Origin of the sequence: Pseudomonas sp. Xaverov 259, assembly GCF_019352915.1 — a bacterium.
GTDB lineage: Bacteria > Pseudomonadota > Gammaproteobacteria > Pseudomonadales > Pseudomonadaceae > Aquipseudomonas.
This window is the reverse complement of record NZ_JAAAFV010000057.1, coordinates 741,894-760,324: the sequence shown is the minus strand read 5'-3', so window position 1 is coordinate 760,324 and position 18,431 is coordinate 741,894. Positions and strand designations below refer to the sequence as shown.

Genomic DNA, 18,431 nt, shown 5'->3' with positions numbered 1-18,431 from the left:
TCAGGAAACACAGCCCAGAGGCATTTATGAGTAACAACCTCGACCAGCTCACCGATTGGTTGAAAGACCACAAGATCACAGAAGTCGAATGCATGATTGGCGACCTCACGGGCATCACCCGGGGCAAGATCTCGCCGACCAACAAGTTCATCGCCGAAAAAGGCATGCGCCTGCCCGAGAGTGTTCTGTTACAGACCGTGACCGGCGACTATGTCGAAGACGACATCTATTACGAATTGCTCGACCCGGCCGACATCGACATGATCTGCCGCCCCGACCAGAACGCGGTATTCCTGGTGCCTTGGGCCATCGAGCCGACCGCCCAGGTGATCCACGACACCTACGACAAGCAAGGCAACCCTATCGAGCTGTCGCCGCGCAACGTGCTCAAAAAGGTACTCAAGCTCTATTCCGACAGAGGCTGGCAGCCGATCGTGGCGCCGGAGATGGAGTTCTACCTGACCAAGCGCTGCGAAGACCCGGACTTCCCGCTGCAACCGCCGATTGGCCGTTCCGGTCGCCCGGAGACCGGTCGCCAGTCCTTCTCTATAGAAGCCGCCAACGAATTCGACCCGTTGTTCGAAGACGTCTACGACTGGTGCGAGCTGCAGGAACTGGACCTCGACACCCTGATTCACGAGGACGGCACGGCGCAGATGGAAATCAACTTCCGTCACGGTGATGCCCTGTCCCTGGCCGACCAGATTCTGGTGTTCAAGCGCACCATGCGTGAAGCCGCGCTCAAGCACAACGTGGCGGCCACCTTTATGGCCAAGCCAATGACCGGCGAGCCTGGCAGCGCGATGCACTTGCACCAGAGCATCATCGACATCGCCACCGGCAAGAACGTCTTCTCTAATGAAGACGGGACCATGAGCCAGCTGTTCCTCAACCACATTGGCGGCCTGCAGAAATTCATCCCCGAATTGCTGCCGCTGTTTGCCCCCAACGTGAACTCGTTCCGCCGCTTCCTGCCCGACACCTCGGCGCCGGTCAACGTGGAATGGGGCGAAGAAAACCGCACCGTCGGCCTGCGCGTACCGGATGCCGGCCCGCAGAACCGCCGCGTCGAAAACCGCCTGCCGGGCGCCGATGCCAACCCGTACCTGGCGATTGCCGCCAGCTTACTGTGTGGCTACATCGGCATGGTCGAAGGCCATAACCCCAGCGCACCCGTAGTGGGCCGTGGTTACGAGCGCCGCAACCTGCGCCTGCCGTTGACCATCGAAGACGCCCTGGAACGCATGGAAAACAGCAAGACTATCGAGAAGTATCTCGGGCAAAAATTCATCACAGGCTACGTCGCGGTCAAGCGGGCCGAGCATGAAAACTTCAAGCGCGTGATCAGTTCGTGGGAGCGGGAATTCCTGCTCTTCGCCGTCTGATGCGCCGGGCGCGCGGGGCAACCTGCGCGCCCTTCACCGAAAAGTCTAGGAGACCGGTATGTCCAGCAACAACCCGCAAACCCGTGAATGGCAAGCCTTGAGCAATGATCACCACCTGGCGCCGTTCAGCGACTTCAAGCAATTGAAAGAGAAAGGCCCACGGATCATCACCAAAGCCCACGGCGTTTACCTGTGGGACAGCGAAGGCAACAAGATCCTCGACGGCATGGCCGGCCTGTGGTGCGTGGCGATCGGTTACGGTCGCGATGAACTGGCTGACGCCGCCGCCAAGCAGATGAAAGAACTGCCGTACTACAACCTGTTCTTCCAGACCGCGCACCCGCCGGTGCTGGAGTTGGCCAAAGTCATTTCTGATGTCGCGCCTGCCGGCATGAACCACGTGTTCTTTACCGGTTCCGGCTCCGAAGGCAACGACACCATGCTGCGCATGGTCCGCCATTACTGGGCGATCAAGGGCCAGCCGAACAAGAAAACCATCATCAGCCGCAAGAATGGCTACCACGGCTCCACCGTGGCCGGCGCCAGCCTGGGCGGCATGACTTATATGCATGAACAGGGCGACTTGCCGATCCCTGGCATCACCCACATCGCCCAGCCGTACTGGTATGGCGAAGGCGGCGACATGAGCCCGGAAGAGTTCGGGATCTGGGCCGCCAACCAGCTCGAAGAAAAGATTCTGGAGCTGGGCGTGGACAACGTCGGTGCCTTTATTGCCGAGCCGATCCAGGGTGCCGGTGGCGTGATCGTGCCGCCTGAGACCTACTGGCCGCGCATCAAGGAAATTCTCGCCAAGTACGACATCCTGTTCGTCGCCGACGAAGTGATCTGCGGTTTCGGCCGTACCGGCGAATGGTTCGGCAGCGATTTCTATGACCTTAAGCCGCACATGATGACCATCGCCAAGGGCCTGACCTCGGGTTACATCCCCATGGGCGGCCTGATCGTGCATGACGACGTGGTTGCCGTGCTCAATGAAGGCGGCGATTTCAACCACGGGTTCACCTATTCCGGTCACCCGGTGGCCGCCGCCGTGGCCCTGGAAAACATCCGCATCCTGCGCGATGAAAAAATCATTAAGCGTGTGCACGACGAAGCGGCACCGTATTTGCAAAAGCGTCTGAGGGAACTGGCTGATCACCCGTTGGTGGGTGAAGTTCGCGGTGTGGGCATGCTCGGGGCGATTGAGCTGGTGCAGGACAAGGCCACGCGCAAACGTTACGAAGGCCGGGGTGTGGGCATGATCTGCCGCACGTTCTGCTTCGAGAATGGCCTGATCATGCGTGCCGTGGGCGACACCATGATCATTTCGCCTTCGCTGGTGATCAGCAACGCGGAAATCGACGAGCTGGTGACCAAGGCTCGCCATTGCCTGGACCTGACTTTGGCGGCATTGCAGGGCTAAGTGCTAGGCTCAGAACGCAGCGGCTTTCGGGCGCTGCATTCTGAGCAGCTATAAATGAGGCTTTGGTTGAAAGCCGGCCTCGGAACTTGCCAGACTGTCGCCCTGTTTTGTTGCCCTTTAGACGGGCCGCTCAACACTGTAAGAACGTGGCCCAAAAAAGAAAAATTGGAGCATCACCAAATGAAGGCATTAGGTTTGAAGAACGCTGGCAAGACCCTCCTCGCCTTGTCCCTGTTGGGCGCAATGGCGGGCGCGGCCCAGGCAGACGATAAAGTCCTGCACGTGTACAACTGGTCCGACTACATTGCACCGGACACCATCGCCAACTTTGAAAAAGAGTCGGGCATCAAGGTGGTGTACGACGTTTTTGACAGCAACGAGACCCTCGAAGCCAAGTTGCTGGCAGGCAAGTCCGGTTACGACATCGTCGTGCCGTCGAACAACTTCCTCGCCAAGCAGATCAAGGCCGGTGTCTATCAGGAGCTGGACAAGTCCAAGCTGCCTAACTACGACAACCTGAACAAATCCCTGCTCAAAGCCGTGTCGATCAGCGACCCGGACAACAAGCACGCTTTCCCGTACATGTGGGGTTCGATCGGTATCGGCTACAACCCGGAGAAGGTCAAGGCTGCACTGGGTATCGACAAGATCGACTCGTGGGACGTGCTGCTCAAGCCTGAGAACATCGCCAAGCTCAAAAGCTGTGGTGTGAGCTTCCTTGATTCGCCAACCGAAATGCTGCCGGTGGCGCTGCATTACCTGGGCCTGCCGACCGACACCCAGAAGAAAGAAGACCTCAAGCAAGCCGAGGCCCTGTTCCTCAAGTTGCGCCCATCGATCGGCTATTTCCACTCGTCCAAGTACATCTCGGACCTGGCCAACGGCAACATCTGCGTGGCCGTGGGTTACTCGGGTGACATCCAGCAGGCCAAGTCTCGCGCGGCTGAAGCCGGTGGCAAGGTCAAGGTTGCCTACGACATTCCGAAAGAAGGCGCCGGTAGCTTCTTCGACATGGTCGCCATCCCTAAAGATGCCGAAAACGTCGACGCCGCCTACAAGTTCATGAACTACCTGCTCAAGCCGGAAGTCATGGCCTCGATCACCAACAGCGTGCGTTTCCCGAACGGTAACGAGAAGGCTACCGCACTGGTCGACAAAGACATCACCAGCGACCCGGGCATCTACCCGCCAGCCGATGTGCAGGCCAAGCTCTACGCCATTGCTGACTTGCCGGCTGCAACCCAGCGTGAAATGACACGCAGCTGGACCAAGATCAAGTCTGGTAAGTAAGCCTTAAAAAGCTGTGGGAGTGGCTTGTGTGGGAGCGGGCTTGCTCGCGAAGACGGTGTGTCAGCCAGCGGATGTATCAACTGATACTCCGCTTTCGCGAGCAAGCCCGCTCCCACATAGCCCGTTCACACAAATTAAATGACAGAAAGTTTTGCCGGATCGGTTTATCGAGGGTAAGTTGCGCGCCGGTTTTGTTGCCGGGCAACAACTTTAAGGCCCAACTATTTAAGAGGACCTCCACTTGCCAATTTCTTTATTTCGCAAAGCCATGCTGGTGGGTGCAGGTATCACGCTGGCTGTGAGCGTGCAGGCCGCACCGACGGTGCATATTTATAACTGGTCGGACTACATTGGCCCCGACACCCTGGCCAACTTTGAAAAGGCGACAGGCATCAAGCCCGTGTATGACGTGTTTGACTCCAACGAAACCCTGGAAGGCAAGTTGCTCGCCGGTCGTACCGGTTACGACGTGGTGGTGCCGTCCAACCATTTCCTCGGCAAGCAGATCAAGGCCGGGGCGTTCCAGAAGCTCGACAAGTCATTGCTGACTCACTATTCCAACCTCGACCCGGTGCTGCTCAAGCGCCTGGAAAAGAACGACCCGGGTAACCAGTACGCCGTACCGTACCTGTGGGGCACCAACGGCATCGGTTATAACGTCGACAAAGTCAAAGAAGTGCTGGGCGTCGACCATATCGATTCCTGGGCCGTGCTGTTCGAACCGGAGAACATGAAAAAGCTCGCCACCTGTGGCGTTTCGTTCATGGACTCGGCGGATGAAATGCTGCCGGCGGTGCTCAACTACATGGGCCTGAACCCCAACAGCACCAACCCCGAAGACTACAAGAAGGCCGAAGAGAAGCTGCTCAAAGTGCGGCCCTACGTGACCTACTTCCATTCTTCCAAATACATCTCGGACCTGGCCAACGGCAACATTTGCGTGGCGGCCGGGTTCTCCGGTGATGTGTTCCAGGCCAAGGCCCGTGCGGCTGAAGCTGGCAAAGGCGTGAACATCGCCTACACAATTCCCAAAGAAGGCGGCAATTTGTGGTTTGACGTACTGGCGATCCCGGCGGATGCCACCAACGTCAAAGAGGCCCACGCCTTCATCAACTATTTACTGCAACCTGAGGTGATCGCTCAGGTCAGTGATCAAGTCGGTTATGCCAACCCTAATCCAGGGGCGGACAAACTGATGGAGCAATCGATACGCACTGACGCAGCGGTTTACCCACCGCAGGCGGTTCTCGACCGGACGTTCGTCAACTTCGAGCTACCCCCGAAAGTGCAACGTTTAATGACCCGTAGCTGGACCAAGGTCAAGACGGGCAAGTAAAGCTCAAACTATCCAAGGTTTCGCCCGTCTTGGGCGAACCTCAAATTTTGTTGGGAGTTTCGTAAATGGCAGTTGCCTCCGGCGCCTATAAGAAAGCCCTCGAGGGCGACCAGACACCGAAAAAGGTGTTGGTCAAAATCGACCGGGTCACGAAGAAGTTCGACGAGACGATTGCCGTGGACGATGTGTCCCTGGAAATCAAAAAAGGCGAGATCTTCGCCTTGCTCGGCGGATCGGGTTCGGGCAAATCCACCCTGCTGCGCATGCTCGCAGGCTTCGAGCGCCCAACGGAAGGTCGCATCTACCTCGACGGTGTGGACATCACCGACATGCCGCCCTACGAGCGGCCGATCAACATGATGTTCCAGTCCTACGCCTTGTTCCCACACATGACCGTGGCGCAGAACATCGCCTTCGGCCTGCAACAGGACAAGATCCCCAAGGCTGAAGTCGACGCCCGCGTGGCCGAGATGCTCAAGCTGGTGCAGATGAGCCAGTACGCCAAGCGCAAGCCACACCAGCTGTCCGGTGGCCAGCGTCAGCGTGTGGCGTTGGCACGTTCCCTGGCCAAGCGCCCGAAACTGCTGCTGCTCGATGAGCCGATGGGCGCATTGGACAAAAAACTGCGTTCGCAGATGCAGCTGGAACTGGTGGAAATCATCGAGCGCGTAGGCGTGACCTGCGTGATGGTGACCCACGACCAGGAAGAGGCCATGACCATGGCCGAGCGCATCGCGATCATGCACCTGGGCTGGATCGCGCAGATCGGCAGCCCGATCGACATCTACGAAACCCCAACCAGCCGCCTGGTGTGCGAGTTCATCGGCAACGTGAACATCTTCGACACCCAAGTGGTGGACGACGCCGAAGGCCACGCGGTGCTCAAGTGCCCGGACCTGGACCGCGACATCTACGTGGGCTACGGCATCGCCACCTCGGTGGAAGACAAGTCGGTGACCTACGCGATTCGCCCGGAAAAACTGCTGGTCACCACCGAAATGCCGACCTGCGAGCACAACTGGTCCAGCGGCAAGGTGCACGACATCGCCTACCTGGGCGGCCACTCGGTGTTCTACGTCGAACTGCCAAGCGGCAAGCTGGTGCAGTCTTTCGTGGCCAACGCCGAACGCCGTGGCCAGCGCCCAACCTGGGGTGACCAGGTGTACGTGTGGTGGGAAGACGACAGCGGCGTGGTGCTTCGCTCATGAACCTGAAAAAGCTCAAGCGCCAGCTGCAACGAATAACACCCGGTGGCCGGCATGTGGTCATCGGGATCCCTTTCCTCTGGCTGTTCCTGTTTTTTGCGCTGCCGTTCTTCATCGTCCTGAAGATCAGCTTTGCCGAAGCCGACGTGGCGATCCCGCCTTACACCGAGATCTACACCTTCGTTGAGCAAAAGCTGCAACTGGTGCTCAACCTGGGCAACTACGCGATGCTCGGCGACGATGAGTTGTACATCGCCGCCTACCTGGGCTCGCTGAAGATGGCGTTTTTCAGCACCGTGCTGTGCCTGCTGATCGGCTACCCGATGGCCTACGCCATTGCCAGCGCGCGCAAAGAGATGCAGACCGTGCTGGTGCTGCTGATCATGATGCCGACCTGGACCGCGATACTGATCCGCGTGTATGCGTGGATGGGCATCCTCAGCAACAACGGCTTGCTCAATGGCTTCCTGATGTCCATCGGGCTGATCAACGAGCCGCTGCAGATCCTCAACACCAACATTGCGGTGTATATCGGCGTGGTCTATTCGTACCTGCCGTTCATGATCCTGCCGCTGTACGCCAACCTGGTCAAACACGACCAGAGCCTGCTGGAAGCCGCGTCCGACCTGGGTTCGAGCACCTTCAACAGCTTCTGGAAAATCACCGTGCCGCTGTCCAAGAACGGCATCATCGCCGGCTGCATGCTGGTCTTCATTCCGGTAGTGGGCGAGTTCGTGATTCCTGAACTGCTTGGCGGCCCGGAAACCCTGATGATCGGTAAAGTGCTGTGGCAAGAATTCTTCAACAACCGTGACTGGCCGGTGGCGTCTGCCCTGGCGGTGGTGATGCTGGCGATCCTGATCGTGCCGATCATCCTGTTTAACCGCAGCCAAGCCAAAGAGATGGAGGGCAAGATATGAAGCGCTTCAGTTTCTCGAGTTTCATGCTGGTGGCGGGGTTGCTGTTCATCTACCTGCCGATGCTGATCCTGGTGATCTACTCGTTCAACGAATCCAAACTGGTGACGGTGTGGGGCGGTTGGTCGATCAAGTGGTACGTGGGCCTGCTGGACAACACCCAGTTGATGGGTTCGGTGGCGCGCTCGCTGGAAATTGCCTGCTACACCGCCATTGCGGCGGTGGCATTGGGTACGCTGGCGGCGTTCGTGCTGACCCGTATCAGCCACTTCAAGGGCCGCACGCTGTTCGGCGGCCTGGTGACGGCGCCATTGGTGATGCCCGAAGTGATCACCGGTCTGTCGCTGTTGCTGCTGTTTGTAGCGATGGCGCAGATGATCGGCTGGCCCCAGGAGCGTGGCATCGTCACCATCTGGATCGCCCACACCACCTTCTGTGCGGCGTATGTGGCGGTGGTGGTGTCGGCGCGCTTGCGTGAGCTGGACCTGTCGATCGAGGAAGCGGCGATGGATTTGGGCGCGCGGCCATGGAAGGTGTTCTTCCTGATCACCATCCCGATGATCGCGCCGTCCCTGGCGGCGGGCGGCATGATGTCGTTCGCGCTGTCGCTGGACGACCTGGTGCTGGCCAGCTTCGTGTCGGGCCCGGGTTCGACGACGTTGCCGATGGAAGTGTTCTCGGCGGTGCGCCTTGGGGTTAAACCCGAGATCAACGCCGTGGCCAGTTTGATTCTGCTGGCGGTGTCGCTGGTGACCTTCCTGGTGTGGTTCTTCAGCCGTCGGGCCGAAGAGATGCGTAAGAAGGCGATTCAACAAGCCATCGAAGAAGCGGCGGCGGACGGTTGGCAGCAACCGGACAAGCGCCGGGCGCCTGCGCCGGTCTAACTCGATAAAGATCGTTCCCACGCTCCGCGTGGGAATGCCTCCTGTGACGCTCTGCGTCACGCTTCCAAGAGCGGACGCGGAGCGTCCATGGCTGCATTCCCACGCAGAGCGTTGGAACGATCTAGTCAGGCAGCCCACGGCGACTTGCGAATCACCTCGACAAAATTCATCGGCTTGAACCCCGGCTCCTGATCCACCAGCACATCGGTCTTCACGTTGCCAAACGTGGTCTGCGGACGATGACGCAGGCCGTCGGCAAACGCGCAGATGATGCACTCCTTGAACCCTTCGCCGCGTGGATGCGCATGCACCACGGCTTCGCGCTGCACGCTGGAAAAGGCCGCGTAGTCCATGCCCAGCACGTCCATCTCGACACCTGCAGTCACCAACGCCACAGTCGGGCGCAGATGCTGCGGCACGCCCGGCGTGGTGTGCAGGGCGATCGACAACCAGACTTGTTCGATATCGTCATCGCTCAGCCCGTAAGGCTTGAGGAACGCGGCCGCTGCGTTGGCGCCGTCCACTTCGAAACGCTCGTTGTCACTGCGATGGCCTTCGACCAGGCCCAGGTCGTGGAACATCGCGCCGACGTAAAGCAGTTCGGGGTTGTAGGCCAGTTGCTTGCGCTCACCGCTCAACGCGCCGAACAGGAATACACGGCGGGAGTGGTGGTAAAGCAAGTCGGACTCGACGTCGCGGATGTATTCGGTGGTGGCCTTGGCCAGGGCGCTGTCCGGGATCTGGATGCCGGCAATGGAGTTGCTCATGGTTGTTCTCCTCAACAAAGCGCCGGGGGTGGCGCCGATGAGTGAAGTCTGGTCGCACGCCCGCGAAGGGGCTATCGCGGCGAGGGTGCGATGTCGGCCAATGTGGTTGCACATCGTGCCAGCCTGAACAGTCTCTTGAGGCCTGTGAAGATCAAATGTGGGAGCGGGCTTGCTCGCGAAAGCGGTATGTCAGTTAATACATGTGTCGACTGAACAACCGCTTTCGCGAGCAAGCCCGCTCCCACAGGGGTTTTGCATTTATTCAGTTAAAAAAGGTAGTTGTGAGCATGGGCAAAACCGTCGCCATCCTGATCTTCCCCGGCGTCCAGTCACTGGACGTGACCGGCCCCATGGATGTGTTCTGCGAGGCCAACCGTTTCCTGCCGCCCGAAGACCATTATCAGCTTGAAGTGATCGGCCTGGGCCACGGCACCCTGCCAGCCTCCAACGGCCTGTTATTGCAGGCCCACAAGCACTACTGCGATGCCTTGCAAGCCTATGATCTGTTGCTGGTCGCTGGCGGGCCGCAGTTGCCTTTTGAGGATTTCGGCGCGCAGTTCGATGATTGGCTACGCGGTGCCGCCGCCCGCGCACAGCGCTTCGGCTCGATCTGCAATGGCGCCTTTATGCTGGCGCGCGCCGGGTTGCTGGATGGCAAAACCGTCACCACGCACTGGAACGACGCCGCTGACCTGGCGCGCCTGTGCCCCTCGGCCCACGTGGATGCCGACCGCCTCTACGTGCAGGACGGCAACATCTACACCTCGGCGGGCGTCACGGCGGGCATCGACCTGTCGCTGTACCTGCTGGCCCAGGACCATGGCCCGGAAGTCGCGTTGAGCGTGGCCAAGCGCCTGGTGGTGTTCACCCAGCGCGCGGGTGGGCAGTCGCAGTTCAGCCCGTTCCTCACGCCCCACGCCGAAAGCACCTCGGCGGTGGCGTTGGTGCAGTTGTATGTGCTGGCGAACCTGACCGGGGATTTGGGCATTGCCGACTTGGCCAAAGCCGCCAATATGAGCGCGCGTAATTTTTCCCGGGTATTTGCCCGTGAAGCGCGCATAACCCCCGCCGAGTTCGTCGAGCGGGCGCGGGTGGACGCGGCGCGGGTGCTGCTCGAAAGCAGCCCTGCACCGCTGAAAACCGTGGCCTACCAATGCGGCTTTCGTGACGCCCAGCACATGCGCAGTGTGTTCAACCGCCGGCTGGGCGTGACGCCGCAACAGTTCCGGCTTAACTTTGCGGCGCCGGTGTGAGCGTGTCGTAGGCTTCCAGCGCGCGCAGCGAATAGATATACGCAGCGCCGGCATTCATCGAGATGGCGGTGGCGAGTGTGGCGGCCACTTCTTCGCGGGTCGCACCGGCCTTGATCGCCGCGTCGGCATGCACACCGATGCAGCCGTCGCAGCGCGTGGTGATGGCCACGGCGATGGAAATCAGTTCACGGGTCTTGGCGTCGAGTACATTGTTTTCCTCGGCAGCCTCGCCCAGCGCCATGTAGGCTTTGACCATCTTCGGGTTGCTCTTGCCCAGCGCACCAAAGGCTTTCTTCACGGTAGGCAGCAAGTCGGACCAGTTATTGAACATTGCGGTAACTCCTGAACGGGTTGGGTGTGAAGCCAGTGTGCGCGGTTCAGGTTCGGCGCTTTTGTTCGATCCACTCACCTTTTTGACCGATGCTCGCAAATGAACTCCATCGACACCTTGATCGCGTTGGCCAACCTGCGTGGCAGCTTGGACCTGCGCTGCCAGTTCCAGGGCGCGTGGGCCATGGACCACGAGCCTGAGCCGCTGGGCGTGGCGCCGTATCACATTGTGCTGGCGGGCACCTGCCATGCCGAGTTGTCGGGCGGCCAGCAGGTGACGCTGGAGGAGGGCGACATTCTGTTGATGCCCGGTGGCGCGACGCATCTGGTGCGTAGCCAGGGCGCGCGGGTAAAGCCTGTGGCGCAGACCATCATCGAGGGTGGCCTGTTGCCGATCCACCGCCTGGGAGGCGAGCAGCCGGACGTGGACATGCTCTGCGGCAGCTTTCGCTACAACCGCCAGTCGTTGTTGCTCAGTGCGTTGCCGGATTACCTGGTGGTGTCCAGCCGTGAGTGGCAGGGCGATGGGCAATTGGCTGCGCTGATTGCCTTGTTGCGCAGCGAAGCGGACGGCCAGCAACTGGGCGCGCGTTCGTTTATCGACGCGCTGTCGCAAGCCTTGTTCACCCTGATCCTGCGCACCTGGCTGGCCCGCCAGGCGCCGGTGGCAGGCACCTTCGCCTTACTCGCCGACAAGCGCCTGAGCAAAGCCTGGCAGGCGATGCTGGCCGAGCCCGGCCATGAGTGGACCATCGACAGCCTGGCGGCGGCAGCCAGCATGTCGCGGGCCACCTTCATGCGCGCGTTTGTGAAAGTCGCGGGTGTGTCGCCGTGGGTACTGCTGACCCAGCTGCGCATGGAGCTGGCGTTCAACCTGCTGCGCCAGTCGCGCCTGAGCCTGCTGGATATCGCGGCGCAGGTGGGTTACCAGTCCCAGGCGGCGTTCAGCAAGAAGTTCAAGGAAATCTATGGCGAGGCGCCGGGGCGGATGCGGGCGAACACAGACTAACTGCGATAGCATCAACTCGGCCTGCCTGATGGACCGAATTGATGCTATCGCAGGCAAGCCAGCTCCCACACAAGCCCGCTCCCACATTTTGACCGCGTTCCATGCGGCTATCGGGCAGGCAACAGCTTCAGCGTGCCACGGGTATTCGCCGTCACTTCCTCATCACTGAAATGCGCCTGCTCGTACCCACCCTCGATGTAAGTTTCCGCCTGGTCGCCATAGTGCGAGTCAAACGGCACCCCGCTTTGCCCCACGGGGTTGATGGTCAATGCGTGGGCCGGGTCGGCAAAGTCGATCAGGCGGCGGGTCGAAGGGCCATAGGTCACGGGCCACGGCGCAGGGCCGATCATGGCCGATTGATTATTTGGCACCTCGTGGGTGCCGGGCGCCGGGAATGGGCCGACGTTGAAAATCTTGTCCAACGGCTTCTGCATGCCCAGCGGGTGGCCATGGGTCAGGGTGTGGGCCTTGCCCCACTGCCATTGCGACGGGTCATCGCCAAAGGTGGCCTTGAGGTGCGCGAGGCTGTTGTCCCAGGCGAGTTTTACCGTGTCGGCGCGCTTGCCGTTCCACCACGGCGAATCCGCTGAGGCGGCCAGGCGTGGCAGTGCGGCGTCGATCACCCGCGTGGTGATCAGGGTTTTGAACATCGCATCGCCCAGTTTCGGGTGGAAGGCCGCGTCGGTGAGGTTGAACAGGAACTGGTTGAACAGCGTGGCACTGGTGGAATCCAGCGGGTAGTCGCCTTTCCAGCTTGCAAGCTGCTCCACCAGTTTCAACTGCGCCGGGTCCTTGACCACTTCACGCAGCACCGGCAGCAGCGGCGCCAGCAGGCGTGGGCCGTAGGCGGTGGTGGTGCCCAATTGCAAGGCCTGGCTGTTGTTCACGTCCCACTTCACGCTTTTGTCGCTCAACTGCGTGTTCAACTGCTGGCCACGGTCGGCGAGGTTGTAGTAACCGGGGATCTCCATGCCAGTGGGCGAGGCCGGTTGGGCGTTGGCCGACACCACATAACCACGGGCCGGGTTTTCTTCCTGAGGGTTGGCGCTGAACGGGTAGAAGCCCAACTTGTCAGCCTGGGCGGTGCTGCCGTCAAGAATGAACGCCGGGTTCACGCCAGCCGGGCGGATCGGCAATTGCGCCGCCGCCCACCAGCCGATATCACCCTTGGCATTCGCCCACACGATATTCAGGCCCGGCGCCGCAACCTTGGCCGCCGCCGCACGTACTTTGGCCAGGGTGTCGGCGCGGTTGAGCTCGTAGAAGCCTTCGAGAATCGGGTCTTCGGTGTCGAGGAACGCCCACCACATGGCAATCGGCGTGCTGCCGGCATTCTCGCCCAGCACATCATTGATGATCGGGCCGTGGGGCGACTGACGCAGGGTGAGCGTCACTGGCGCATGGCCCTTGACCGCAATCTGCTGTTCGCTGCTGGTCAGGTTGACCCATTGGCCGTGGTACCAGACCTGGTTGGGGTTGTCCGGGTTGACCTTTTCGGCGATCAGGTCGAGGTCATCGTTCTGGAACATGGTCAGGCTCCAGCCGAAATCCAGGTTGTGCCCCAAAAACGCCACCGGCACTAATGCGTTGTGATAGCCGTACAGCTCAAAGCCCGGCGCCGACAACTGCGCCTCGTACCACACCGACGGCACCGAGAAACGGATATGCGGGTCACCCGCCAGCAACGGCTTGCCGCTTTTGGTGCGGCTGCCGCTGATGGCCCAGGCGTTGCTGCCTTCGAACTGCGGCAAGCCATTGTCGGCCAGGGCCTTGTCGCTCAAGGCGGCGAGGGCGCCGAGGGAGTTCCAGTCGCTGGCGGCCAGGTTCAGCGCGCCTTTGGGCTGCCAGTCGAGGTCGAAGACTTTCAGGTAGTCGCTGCCCAGTTGGTCGCGCACGTAAGTCAGCAGCGGCTCGGTACGAAACGCGGCAGCAAAGCTGTAGGCCATGTACCCAGCGACGCTGATGGTGTCCTCAGCGGTGAAGCGTCGTTTAGGGATGCCCAGCACGTCAAACTCCATGGGGCTGGCGTGGCTGTCCTGATATTGGTTGATGCCGTCCAGGTAGGCTTGCAAGGCCTTCCAGGCTGCCGAGTCGTGATCCATGTGCTCGACATAACTCAAGGCGCGCTCGCGAATGCGCAGGCTGCGAAACAGCTTGTCGGTCTCCAGCACCTTCGGCCCCAGCACCTCGGCCAGCTCGCCACGGGCCAGGCGCCGCATGATCTCCATCTGGAACAGCCGGTCCTGGGCGTGTACATAGCCGAGGGCGCGGTACAGGTCGGTCTCGTTCTCGGCGCGAATGTGCGGCACGCCCCGGTCGTCATAGCGCACCGTCACCGCACCTTGCAGGTTGGCCAGTGTCTCGGTGCCCTGGCGGGTCGGTTGCTTGCTGTAGACATACCAGCCAGCGCCGGCCAAGAGGGCGGCGATCAGGATAGCGAGCACGGTCAGGCTGCGTTTCATGGACGGTCCTTGAGTCAGTCACCTTGAAGGTCAACGGAGTCTAATCGGTTTGGCGAGGACTGCGGGAAATGCTGATATGCCGCAGCGACAGCCGAGGTTCAAGTGGCGAATGTGTCGACTACGCTACTATTGCGCCGGTCATCTTTGAGCTTTTTTCCATGACTTGCGCCACGCCACTTCTCCCAGACTCCAGCCGCTCCGAGGCTGCCTACGCGTGCTGCCTGGAAGCGCCAGTGCTGATCGGCCGTTTCTTGCAGCACCCGCCGGTGGGCTTTGACGCGCGGCTGTCCGACCAGGGCCTGCCGTACTTCTTTACGCCGTTCGACCTGCTGACCACCGCCGAAGACGCGTTTGTGGAACGTGTGCGCGGCTGGCCGGGGTTCGGTTTGTGGCGTTCGTGGCTGCATATCGACAGCTGTTTCGTCGGCACTACGGTCAGTGAATATTCGCCATTGCCCCGCAACGTGTCGCCCCAGGATCTCGCGCAGTGGCTGCAAGAAGAGTGCGCGCCGCAGCGCAAACTTACCGTCGTCAAGGATGTGCCCTGCGACTCGCCGCTACTGAGCGAGGCGGATAACCGCTACGCCCAAGCCTTGATCGAGGACTGCACCCGGCGCGGCTTTATCAGCCTCGAAGGTCAGGCGCTGGCCTATGTGCCGATTAACTTCAGCAGCATCGATGAGTACCTGACGCGTTTGTCCCACAGCCGTCGGCGCAACATCCGGCGCAAACTGCGCAGCCGCGAGGCGTTGCAGGTAGAAGTCCTCGATACCGGCGATGCGCGCTTCAACGATGAGGCGTGGCTTGCGCAGTTGTACGGCCTGTACAAAGCGGTGTACGACCAGAGCGAGATCCATTTCGACCTGCTGACCCCGGGGTTTTTCCGCAGCTTGTTGCAGGACGCCGCCAGCAACGGGCGGGTGTTCTGCTACTGGCATTGCGACGAACTGATCGGCTACAACCTCTGCTATGTGGAGGGCGACAAGCTGCTCGACAAGTACATCGGGCTCAACTACCCGCAGGCGTTGGAGTTCAACCTGTACTTCGTCAGCTGGTTTGTGAACCTGGAATACGCCGTGTCCAATGGGCTGAAGTTTTACGTGGCGGGTTGGACCGACCCGCAGGTCAAGGCCAGCCTCGGCGCCGACTTTACCTTCACCCGCCATTTGGTCTGGATCCGCAACCCGCTGCTGCGCAAGCTCGGCAAGCGTTTGCGCCATCACTTTGAAAGCGATGCGCAGTGGCAGCAGGAGAAACCCGAATGAGCCAGGACCGCGCGCCGCTGATCCTCGATTTCGACAGTGCCGTGAGTGACATTCCCGGCGCGATCACCTTGCCCCTGCAGGCCTGGCAGGAAAAAATCCGCTTCGGTTGCCGCTGGGCGCAGTTCAAGGAACTGGAAACCGCCCTGCACGCGCAGATGCCCAGCGATTACGGCTGTGTGTTCACCGGCAGCGGCGATTATCACCACCTCAGCCAGCTGTTGTTGAACCGCCTGCGGACGCAGCAGAAATTCCAATTGATCATTTGCGACAACCACCCTGACAACATGCGCTACCCGTTCGGCATCCATTGTGGCTCATGGGTTTACTGGGCCAGCCGTTTGCCCCAGGTCGAGCATGTGCATGTGTTGGGCATCGGTTCCCAGGATATCGGCCTGGGCCATGCCTGGGAGAATCACTGGTCGCCGCTGCTCAAGCGCAAGCTGACTTACTGGAACGTCAACGTCGACACGCGCTGGATGAACTGGATCGGCGCCGGGCGCAGCAACCGTATGTTCAGCAACGCCGATGAGCTGATGCGTGCGTTCCTGGCGCAGTTCGACCGTTCGCTGCCGGTTTACCTGTCCATCGACAAAGACGTGCTGAGCCCCGAAGTGGTCAACACCAATTGGGACCAGGGCGAGTTCCTGGAGCAGCATTTGAACGACCTGATCGACGCTTGCCAGGGCCGGATTCTCGGTGCGGACATCACCGGCGATGTGTCGGCTTACCACTATGAGAGCAAGTTCAAACGCTGGTTGAGTGCCTCCGATGGCCAGGAAGAACTGCCGCCGGCGCAGGTGCAGATCTGGCAAGCGCAACAGAACGAGCTGAATGGCCGTCTAGTCGCCCGTATCAACCAGGGTTGGCGAGAATAACTTTTAGCTGGGCGAATACGCTTTCGAAGTGTTCGTCCGTCAGCCAATGGCTGTTGCTGATAGACAGGGTGCGGCTGGCAAACGCCTGGGCCTGGCTAATGTCGCCGCCCGGTTGCAACAGCGGGGCGACGGCGGGGTAGTCCGGCAAGGTGTGGATAAACAAGCGCGTCACGCCCAGACCGGAGGTCCACAGTTGCGCCATGGCGGCATCACGCGCCTGTGCGGTCGGCATCAGCACCATCAAAAACGGCCAGGTGCCTTGCTGCCCCAGTCGGTCCATGATCACCGCGACGCCGGGCAAGTCATTCAAGCGGGCCGCCCGGCGTAAGGCGCGGGTACGGCCTTGCTGCAAGTAGTCGGGCAAGCGCGCCAGTGCGGCGGCGCCGACCTTCTGCCGATAACCGCCGAGGCGGTGCAGCGGGATATCGTTGACCGAAAAATCATCGCCCACGGCGCCCACTTCATCGCCCTGTGCCAGCGCCGTGCGCAAGGCTTTGCCATACACGTAGTGCAAGCCGCGCGGTTGATAAAGCAGCGCGTAACCCCAGAGTTCGGCGCTGCGTTGCAGCTCCCAGCGCAGGCTGAAGGGCAGGTCCTGTGCGCATTGGCGGTGCAATGCCTGATGCAGCACCGGGTCGCGGCTGAAAAGCACGCCGCCTTCGGCCGTGGTCAGGCCTTTGCCCAGCGCCAGGCTGAAAAACCCCACATCACCTTTAAGCCCGACGCTGCGGCCATCGTCGAGGGCGCCCAGGGCTTGGGCGGCGTCTTCGATCACCACGGCGCCGACTGATTCGGCAATACGCTTGGCGGCGTCTACATCCGCCACGCGCCCGGCCAGGTGGGTGACCACCACGGCCAGGGTGCTGTCGTCGCACAGCTGCTGGAGGTGTTGCTCGTCGAGGTCAATGCTGGCGGGCTGCAAATCACAGGGCACCACCCGCAACGGCGGGCAGTAATGCGCCGCCAAGGCCACCAGCGGGCAGGTGTACGCCGGCACAATCAGCCGAGTGCGGCCGGGCATGCGCTGCTGCAACACACGCAGGGCGATGATCAGCGCGGCGGTGCCGGAGCAGGGCAGTGCAGGCAATGGAATTGAAAACTGGCGGGCCAGCGACTGGGCAAGGTCGCCCGATAAGCTGAGCAAATCCCGCCCGCGCAAGGGCAGGCCGGCGGTGGGCGGGATTTCTTTGTTCATGACACCAGTGGCTGCGAAGGTTCGGCCTCGACGGTTTTGCTCTCTTTGTCTTCACTGCGCGCCAGGCACAGGATGCCCGCGATGATCAGTGCGCCGCCGATGATTTTCGGCCAGGTTAGGGTGTCATCGAACAGCCAGACCGAGATCAGCGTGACGCTGATCAGCTCCAGGTGCGAGGCCGCAAATGCCGGGCCTACCGGGGCGTATTTGAGCAAGGTCATCCAGGTGAAAAAGGCGCCGATATAACCGACAAAGGCGCCGTAGATCCACGGCGCGCCAAACACGCGGACCAGCCACGCGACGTCCATGGTCAGCGGTTCGGCATGCACCGAGGCGAATTTGAAGCTGACCTGCGCCAAGGTGTCGAAAATGATCAGCGCGAGAAAACCCAGGATGTAAAAACGTTTCATCATTCAAACCCTACGACGGTCACGCCACAGGCGATCAGCATGATGCCGATCAACCGCCATTTGCTCAGGCTTTCCTTGAACAGGAAACGCCCGGCAATCATGATCACCACGATGTTGATCGAGCCCAGCATCACGCCGACCGATAACGGCACCAGCGTGAGAAACGCCAGCCACAACACGAATTCGAAGACATAACAGATCACCCCAAGCCAGATCCACGGGCGCTTGAGCATGTGCTTCCAGTGGGCGAGGCCGTCATGCTCGGCGCTGGCCGAGGCGGCGGCTTTGAACGCCAGTTGGCCGGAGGTATCGACGATAACGTTGAGCATCCAGAGGATGATGGTTAACTGGCTCATGGAGTCTCGTGTCTGCTTGCAATGTCACTGGACGCTTACAATACAGGAGCCTGCCGGCCAGGTTATCGG

The 18,431-nt window shown here is 60.7% G+C and carries 17 protein-coding genes; 11 read left to right on the top strand and 6 right to left on the bottom strand.

Going from position 1 to position 18,431, the window contains the following annotated elements:
* Window positions 1-26 precede the first annotated feature (26 nt).
* From K0H48_RS26330 to K0H48_RS26300, 7 genes are all read left to right on the top strand, one after another.
* Window positions 27-1,385 carry a glutamine synthetase family protein gene (locus tag K0H48_RS26330; protein WP_017139534.1) on the top strand — a complete coding sequence of 453 codons (1,359 nt, stop codon included), beginning with the start codon at window positions 27-29 and terminating at the stop codon, window positions 1,383-1,385.
* 58 nt (window positions 1,386-1,443) lie between these two features.
* Window positions 1,444-2,808: an aspartate aminotransferase family protein gene (locus tag K0H48_RS26325; RefSeq protein ID WP_219269930.1), complete on the top strand. Its 1,365-nt coding sequence runs from the start codon at window positions 1,444-1,446 to the stop codon at window positions 2,806-2,808.
* A gap of 195 nt (window positions 2,809-3,003) precedes the next feature.
* Window positions 3,004-4,098 (top strand): polyamine ABC transporter substrate-binding protein, encoded by a 1,095-nt coding sequence (locus K0H48_RS26320; RefSeq protein ID WP_307877385.1) that lies wholly within the window; start codon window positions 3,004-3,006, stop codon window positions 4,096-4,098.
* Window positions 4,099-4,339: 241 nt separating this feature from the next.
* Entirely contained in the window at window positions 4,340-5,434 is a 1,095-nt protein-coding gene (locus K0H48_RS26315; RefSeq protein ID WP_065931821.1) for a polyamine ABC transporter substrate-binding protein, read from the top strand.
* A 65-nt stretch (window positions 5,435-5,499) separates the two neighbouring features.
* The gene (locus tag K0H48_RS26310; RefSeq protein WP_003195240.1) at window positions 5,500-6,642 is read left to right on the top strand and encodes an ABC transporter ATP-binding protein; all 1,143 of its coding nucleotides are present in this window, start codon (window positions 5,500-5,502) and stop codon (window positions 6,640-6,642) included.
* Window positions 6,639-7,559 carry an ABC transporter permease subunit gene (locus K0H48_RS26305; protein ID WP_219269926.1) on the top strand — a complete coding sequence of 307 codons (921 nt, stop codon included), beginning with the start codon at window positions 6,639-6,641 and terminating at the stop codon, window positions 7,557-7,559. The genes K0H48_RS26310 and K0H48_RS26305 overlap by 4 nt, the downstream gene beginning before the upstream one ends.
* Complete coding sequence (locus tag K0H48_RS26300) at window positions 7,556-8,440, top strand: ABC transporter permease subunit (protein WP_034101352.1); 885 nt, start codon at window positions 7,556-7,558, stop codon at window positions 8,438-8,440. Before K0H48_RS26305 ends, K0H48_RS26300 begins: the two co-directional genes overlap by 4 nt.
* A gap of 125 nt (window positions 8,441-8,565) precedes the next feature.
* On the opposite strand, the gene K0H48_RS26295 is transcribed toward K0H48_RS26300, so the two are convergent.
* On the bottom strand, window positions 8,566-9,207 hold the full coding sequence (locus tag K0H48_RS26295; protein ID WP_219269924.1) for an HD domain-containing protein: 642 nt from the start codon (window positions 9,205-9,207) through the stop codon (window positions 8,566-8,568).
* Between the two features lie 287 nt (window positions 9,208-9,494).
* Here K0H48_RS26295 and K0H48_RS26290 point away from each other — a divergent pair, with 287 nt between their 5' ends.
* A complete protein-coding gene (locus K0H48_RS26290) occupies window positions 9,495-10,460 on the top strand; it encodes a GlxA family transcriptional regulator (RefSeq protein WP_219269922.1) in 966 nt (321 codons plus the stop codon).
* Here K0H48_RS26290 and K0H48_RS26285 read toward each other — a convergent pair.
* Window positions 10,438-10,791 carry a carboxymuconolactone decarboxylase family protein gene (locus tag K0H48_RS26285; protein WP_219269920.1) on the bottom strand — a complete coding sequence of 118 codons (354 nt, stop codon included), beginning with the start codon at window positions 10,789-10,791 and terminating at the stop codon, window positions 10,438-10,440. The two genes, K0H48_RS26290 and K0H48_RS26285, sit on opposite strands and share 23 nt — an antisense overlap.
* A gap of 99 nt (window positions 10,792-10,890) precedes the next feature.
* On the opposite strand from K0H48_RS26285, the gene K0H48_RS26280 reads away from it, so the two are divergent.
* On the top strand, window positions 10,891-11,799 hold the full coding sequence (locus K0H48_RS26280; RefSeq protein WP_219269918.1) for an AraC family transcriptional regulator: 909 nt from the start codon (window positions 10,891-10,893) through the stop codon (window positions 11,797-11,799).
* A gap of 107 nt (window positions 11,800-11,906) precedes the next feature.
* Here the strand turns inward: K0H48_RS26280 and K0H48_RS26275 are convergent, their stop codons facing one another.
* Window positions 11,907-14,261: a penicillin acylase family protein gene (locus tag K0H48_RS26275; protein WP_219269916.1), complete on the bottom strand. Its 2,355-nt coding sequence runs from the start codon at window positions 14,259-14,261 to the stop codon at window positions 11,907-11,909.
* Between the two features lie 158 nt (window positions 14,262-14,419).
* On the opposite strand from K0H48_RS26275, the gene K0H48_RS26270 reads away from it, so the two are divergent.
* The gene (locus K0H48_RS26270) at window positions 14,420-15,526 is read left to right on the top strand and encodes a GNAT family N-acetyltransferase (protein ID WP_219269914.1); all 1,107 of its coding nucleotides are present in this window, start codon (window positions 14,420-14,422) and stop codon (window positions 15,524-15,526) included.
* On the top strand, window positions 15,523-16,401 hold the full coding sequence (locus K0H48_RS26265; protein ID WP_219269912.1) for a hypothetical protein: 879 nt from the start codon (window positions 15,523-15,525) through the stop codon (window positions 16,399-16,401). Before K0H48_RS26270 ends, K0H48_RS26265 begins: the two co-directional genes overlap by 4 nt.
* On the opposite strand, the gene K0H48_RS26260 is transcribed toward K0H48_RS26265, so the two are convergent.
* The 3 genes from K0H48_RS26260 to K0H48_RS26250 are packed head-to-tail and all read right to left on the bottom strand — an operon-like array spanning window position 16,379 to window position 18,362.
* On the bottom strand, window positions 16,379-17,596 hold the full coding sequence (locus K0H48_RS26260) for a DegT/DnrJ/EryC1/StrS family aminotransferase (RefSeq protein WP_219269910.1): 1,218 nt from the start codon (window positions 17,594-17,596) through the stop codon (window positions 16,379-16,381). The two genes, K0H48_RS26265 and K0H48_RS26260, sit on opposite strands and share 23 nt — an antisense overlap.
* The gene (locus K0H48_RS26255) at window positions 17,593-18,006 is read right to left on the bottom strand and encodes a multidrug efflux SMR transporter (protein WP_219269908.1); all 414 of its coding nucleotides are present in this window, start codon (window positions 18,004-18,006) and stop codon (window positions 17,593-17,595) included. The genes K0H48_RS26260 and K0H48_RS26255 overlap by 4 nt, the downstream gene beginning before the upstream one ends.
* Complete coding sequence (locus K0H48_RS26250) at window positions 18,006-18,362, bottom strand: EamA family transporter (protein WP_026013873.1); 357 nt, start codon at window positions 18,360-18,362, stop codon at window positions 18,006-18,008. Before K0H48_RS26250 ends, K0H48_RS26255 begins: the two co-directional genes overlap by 1 nt.
* Window positions 18,363-18,431 lie beyond the last annotated feature (69 nt).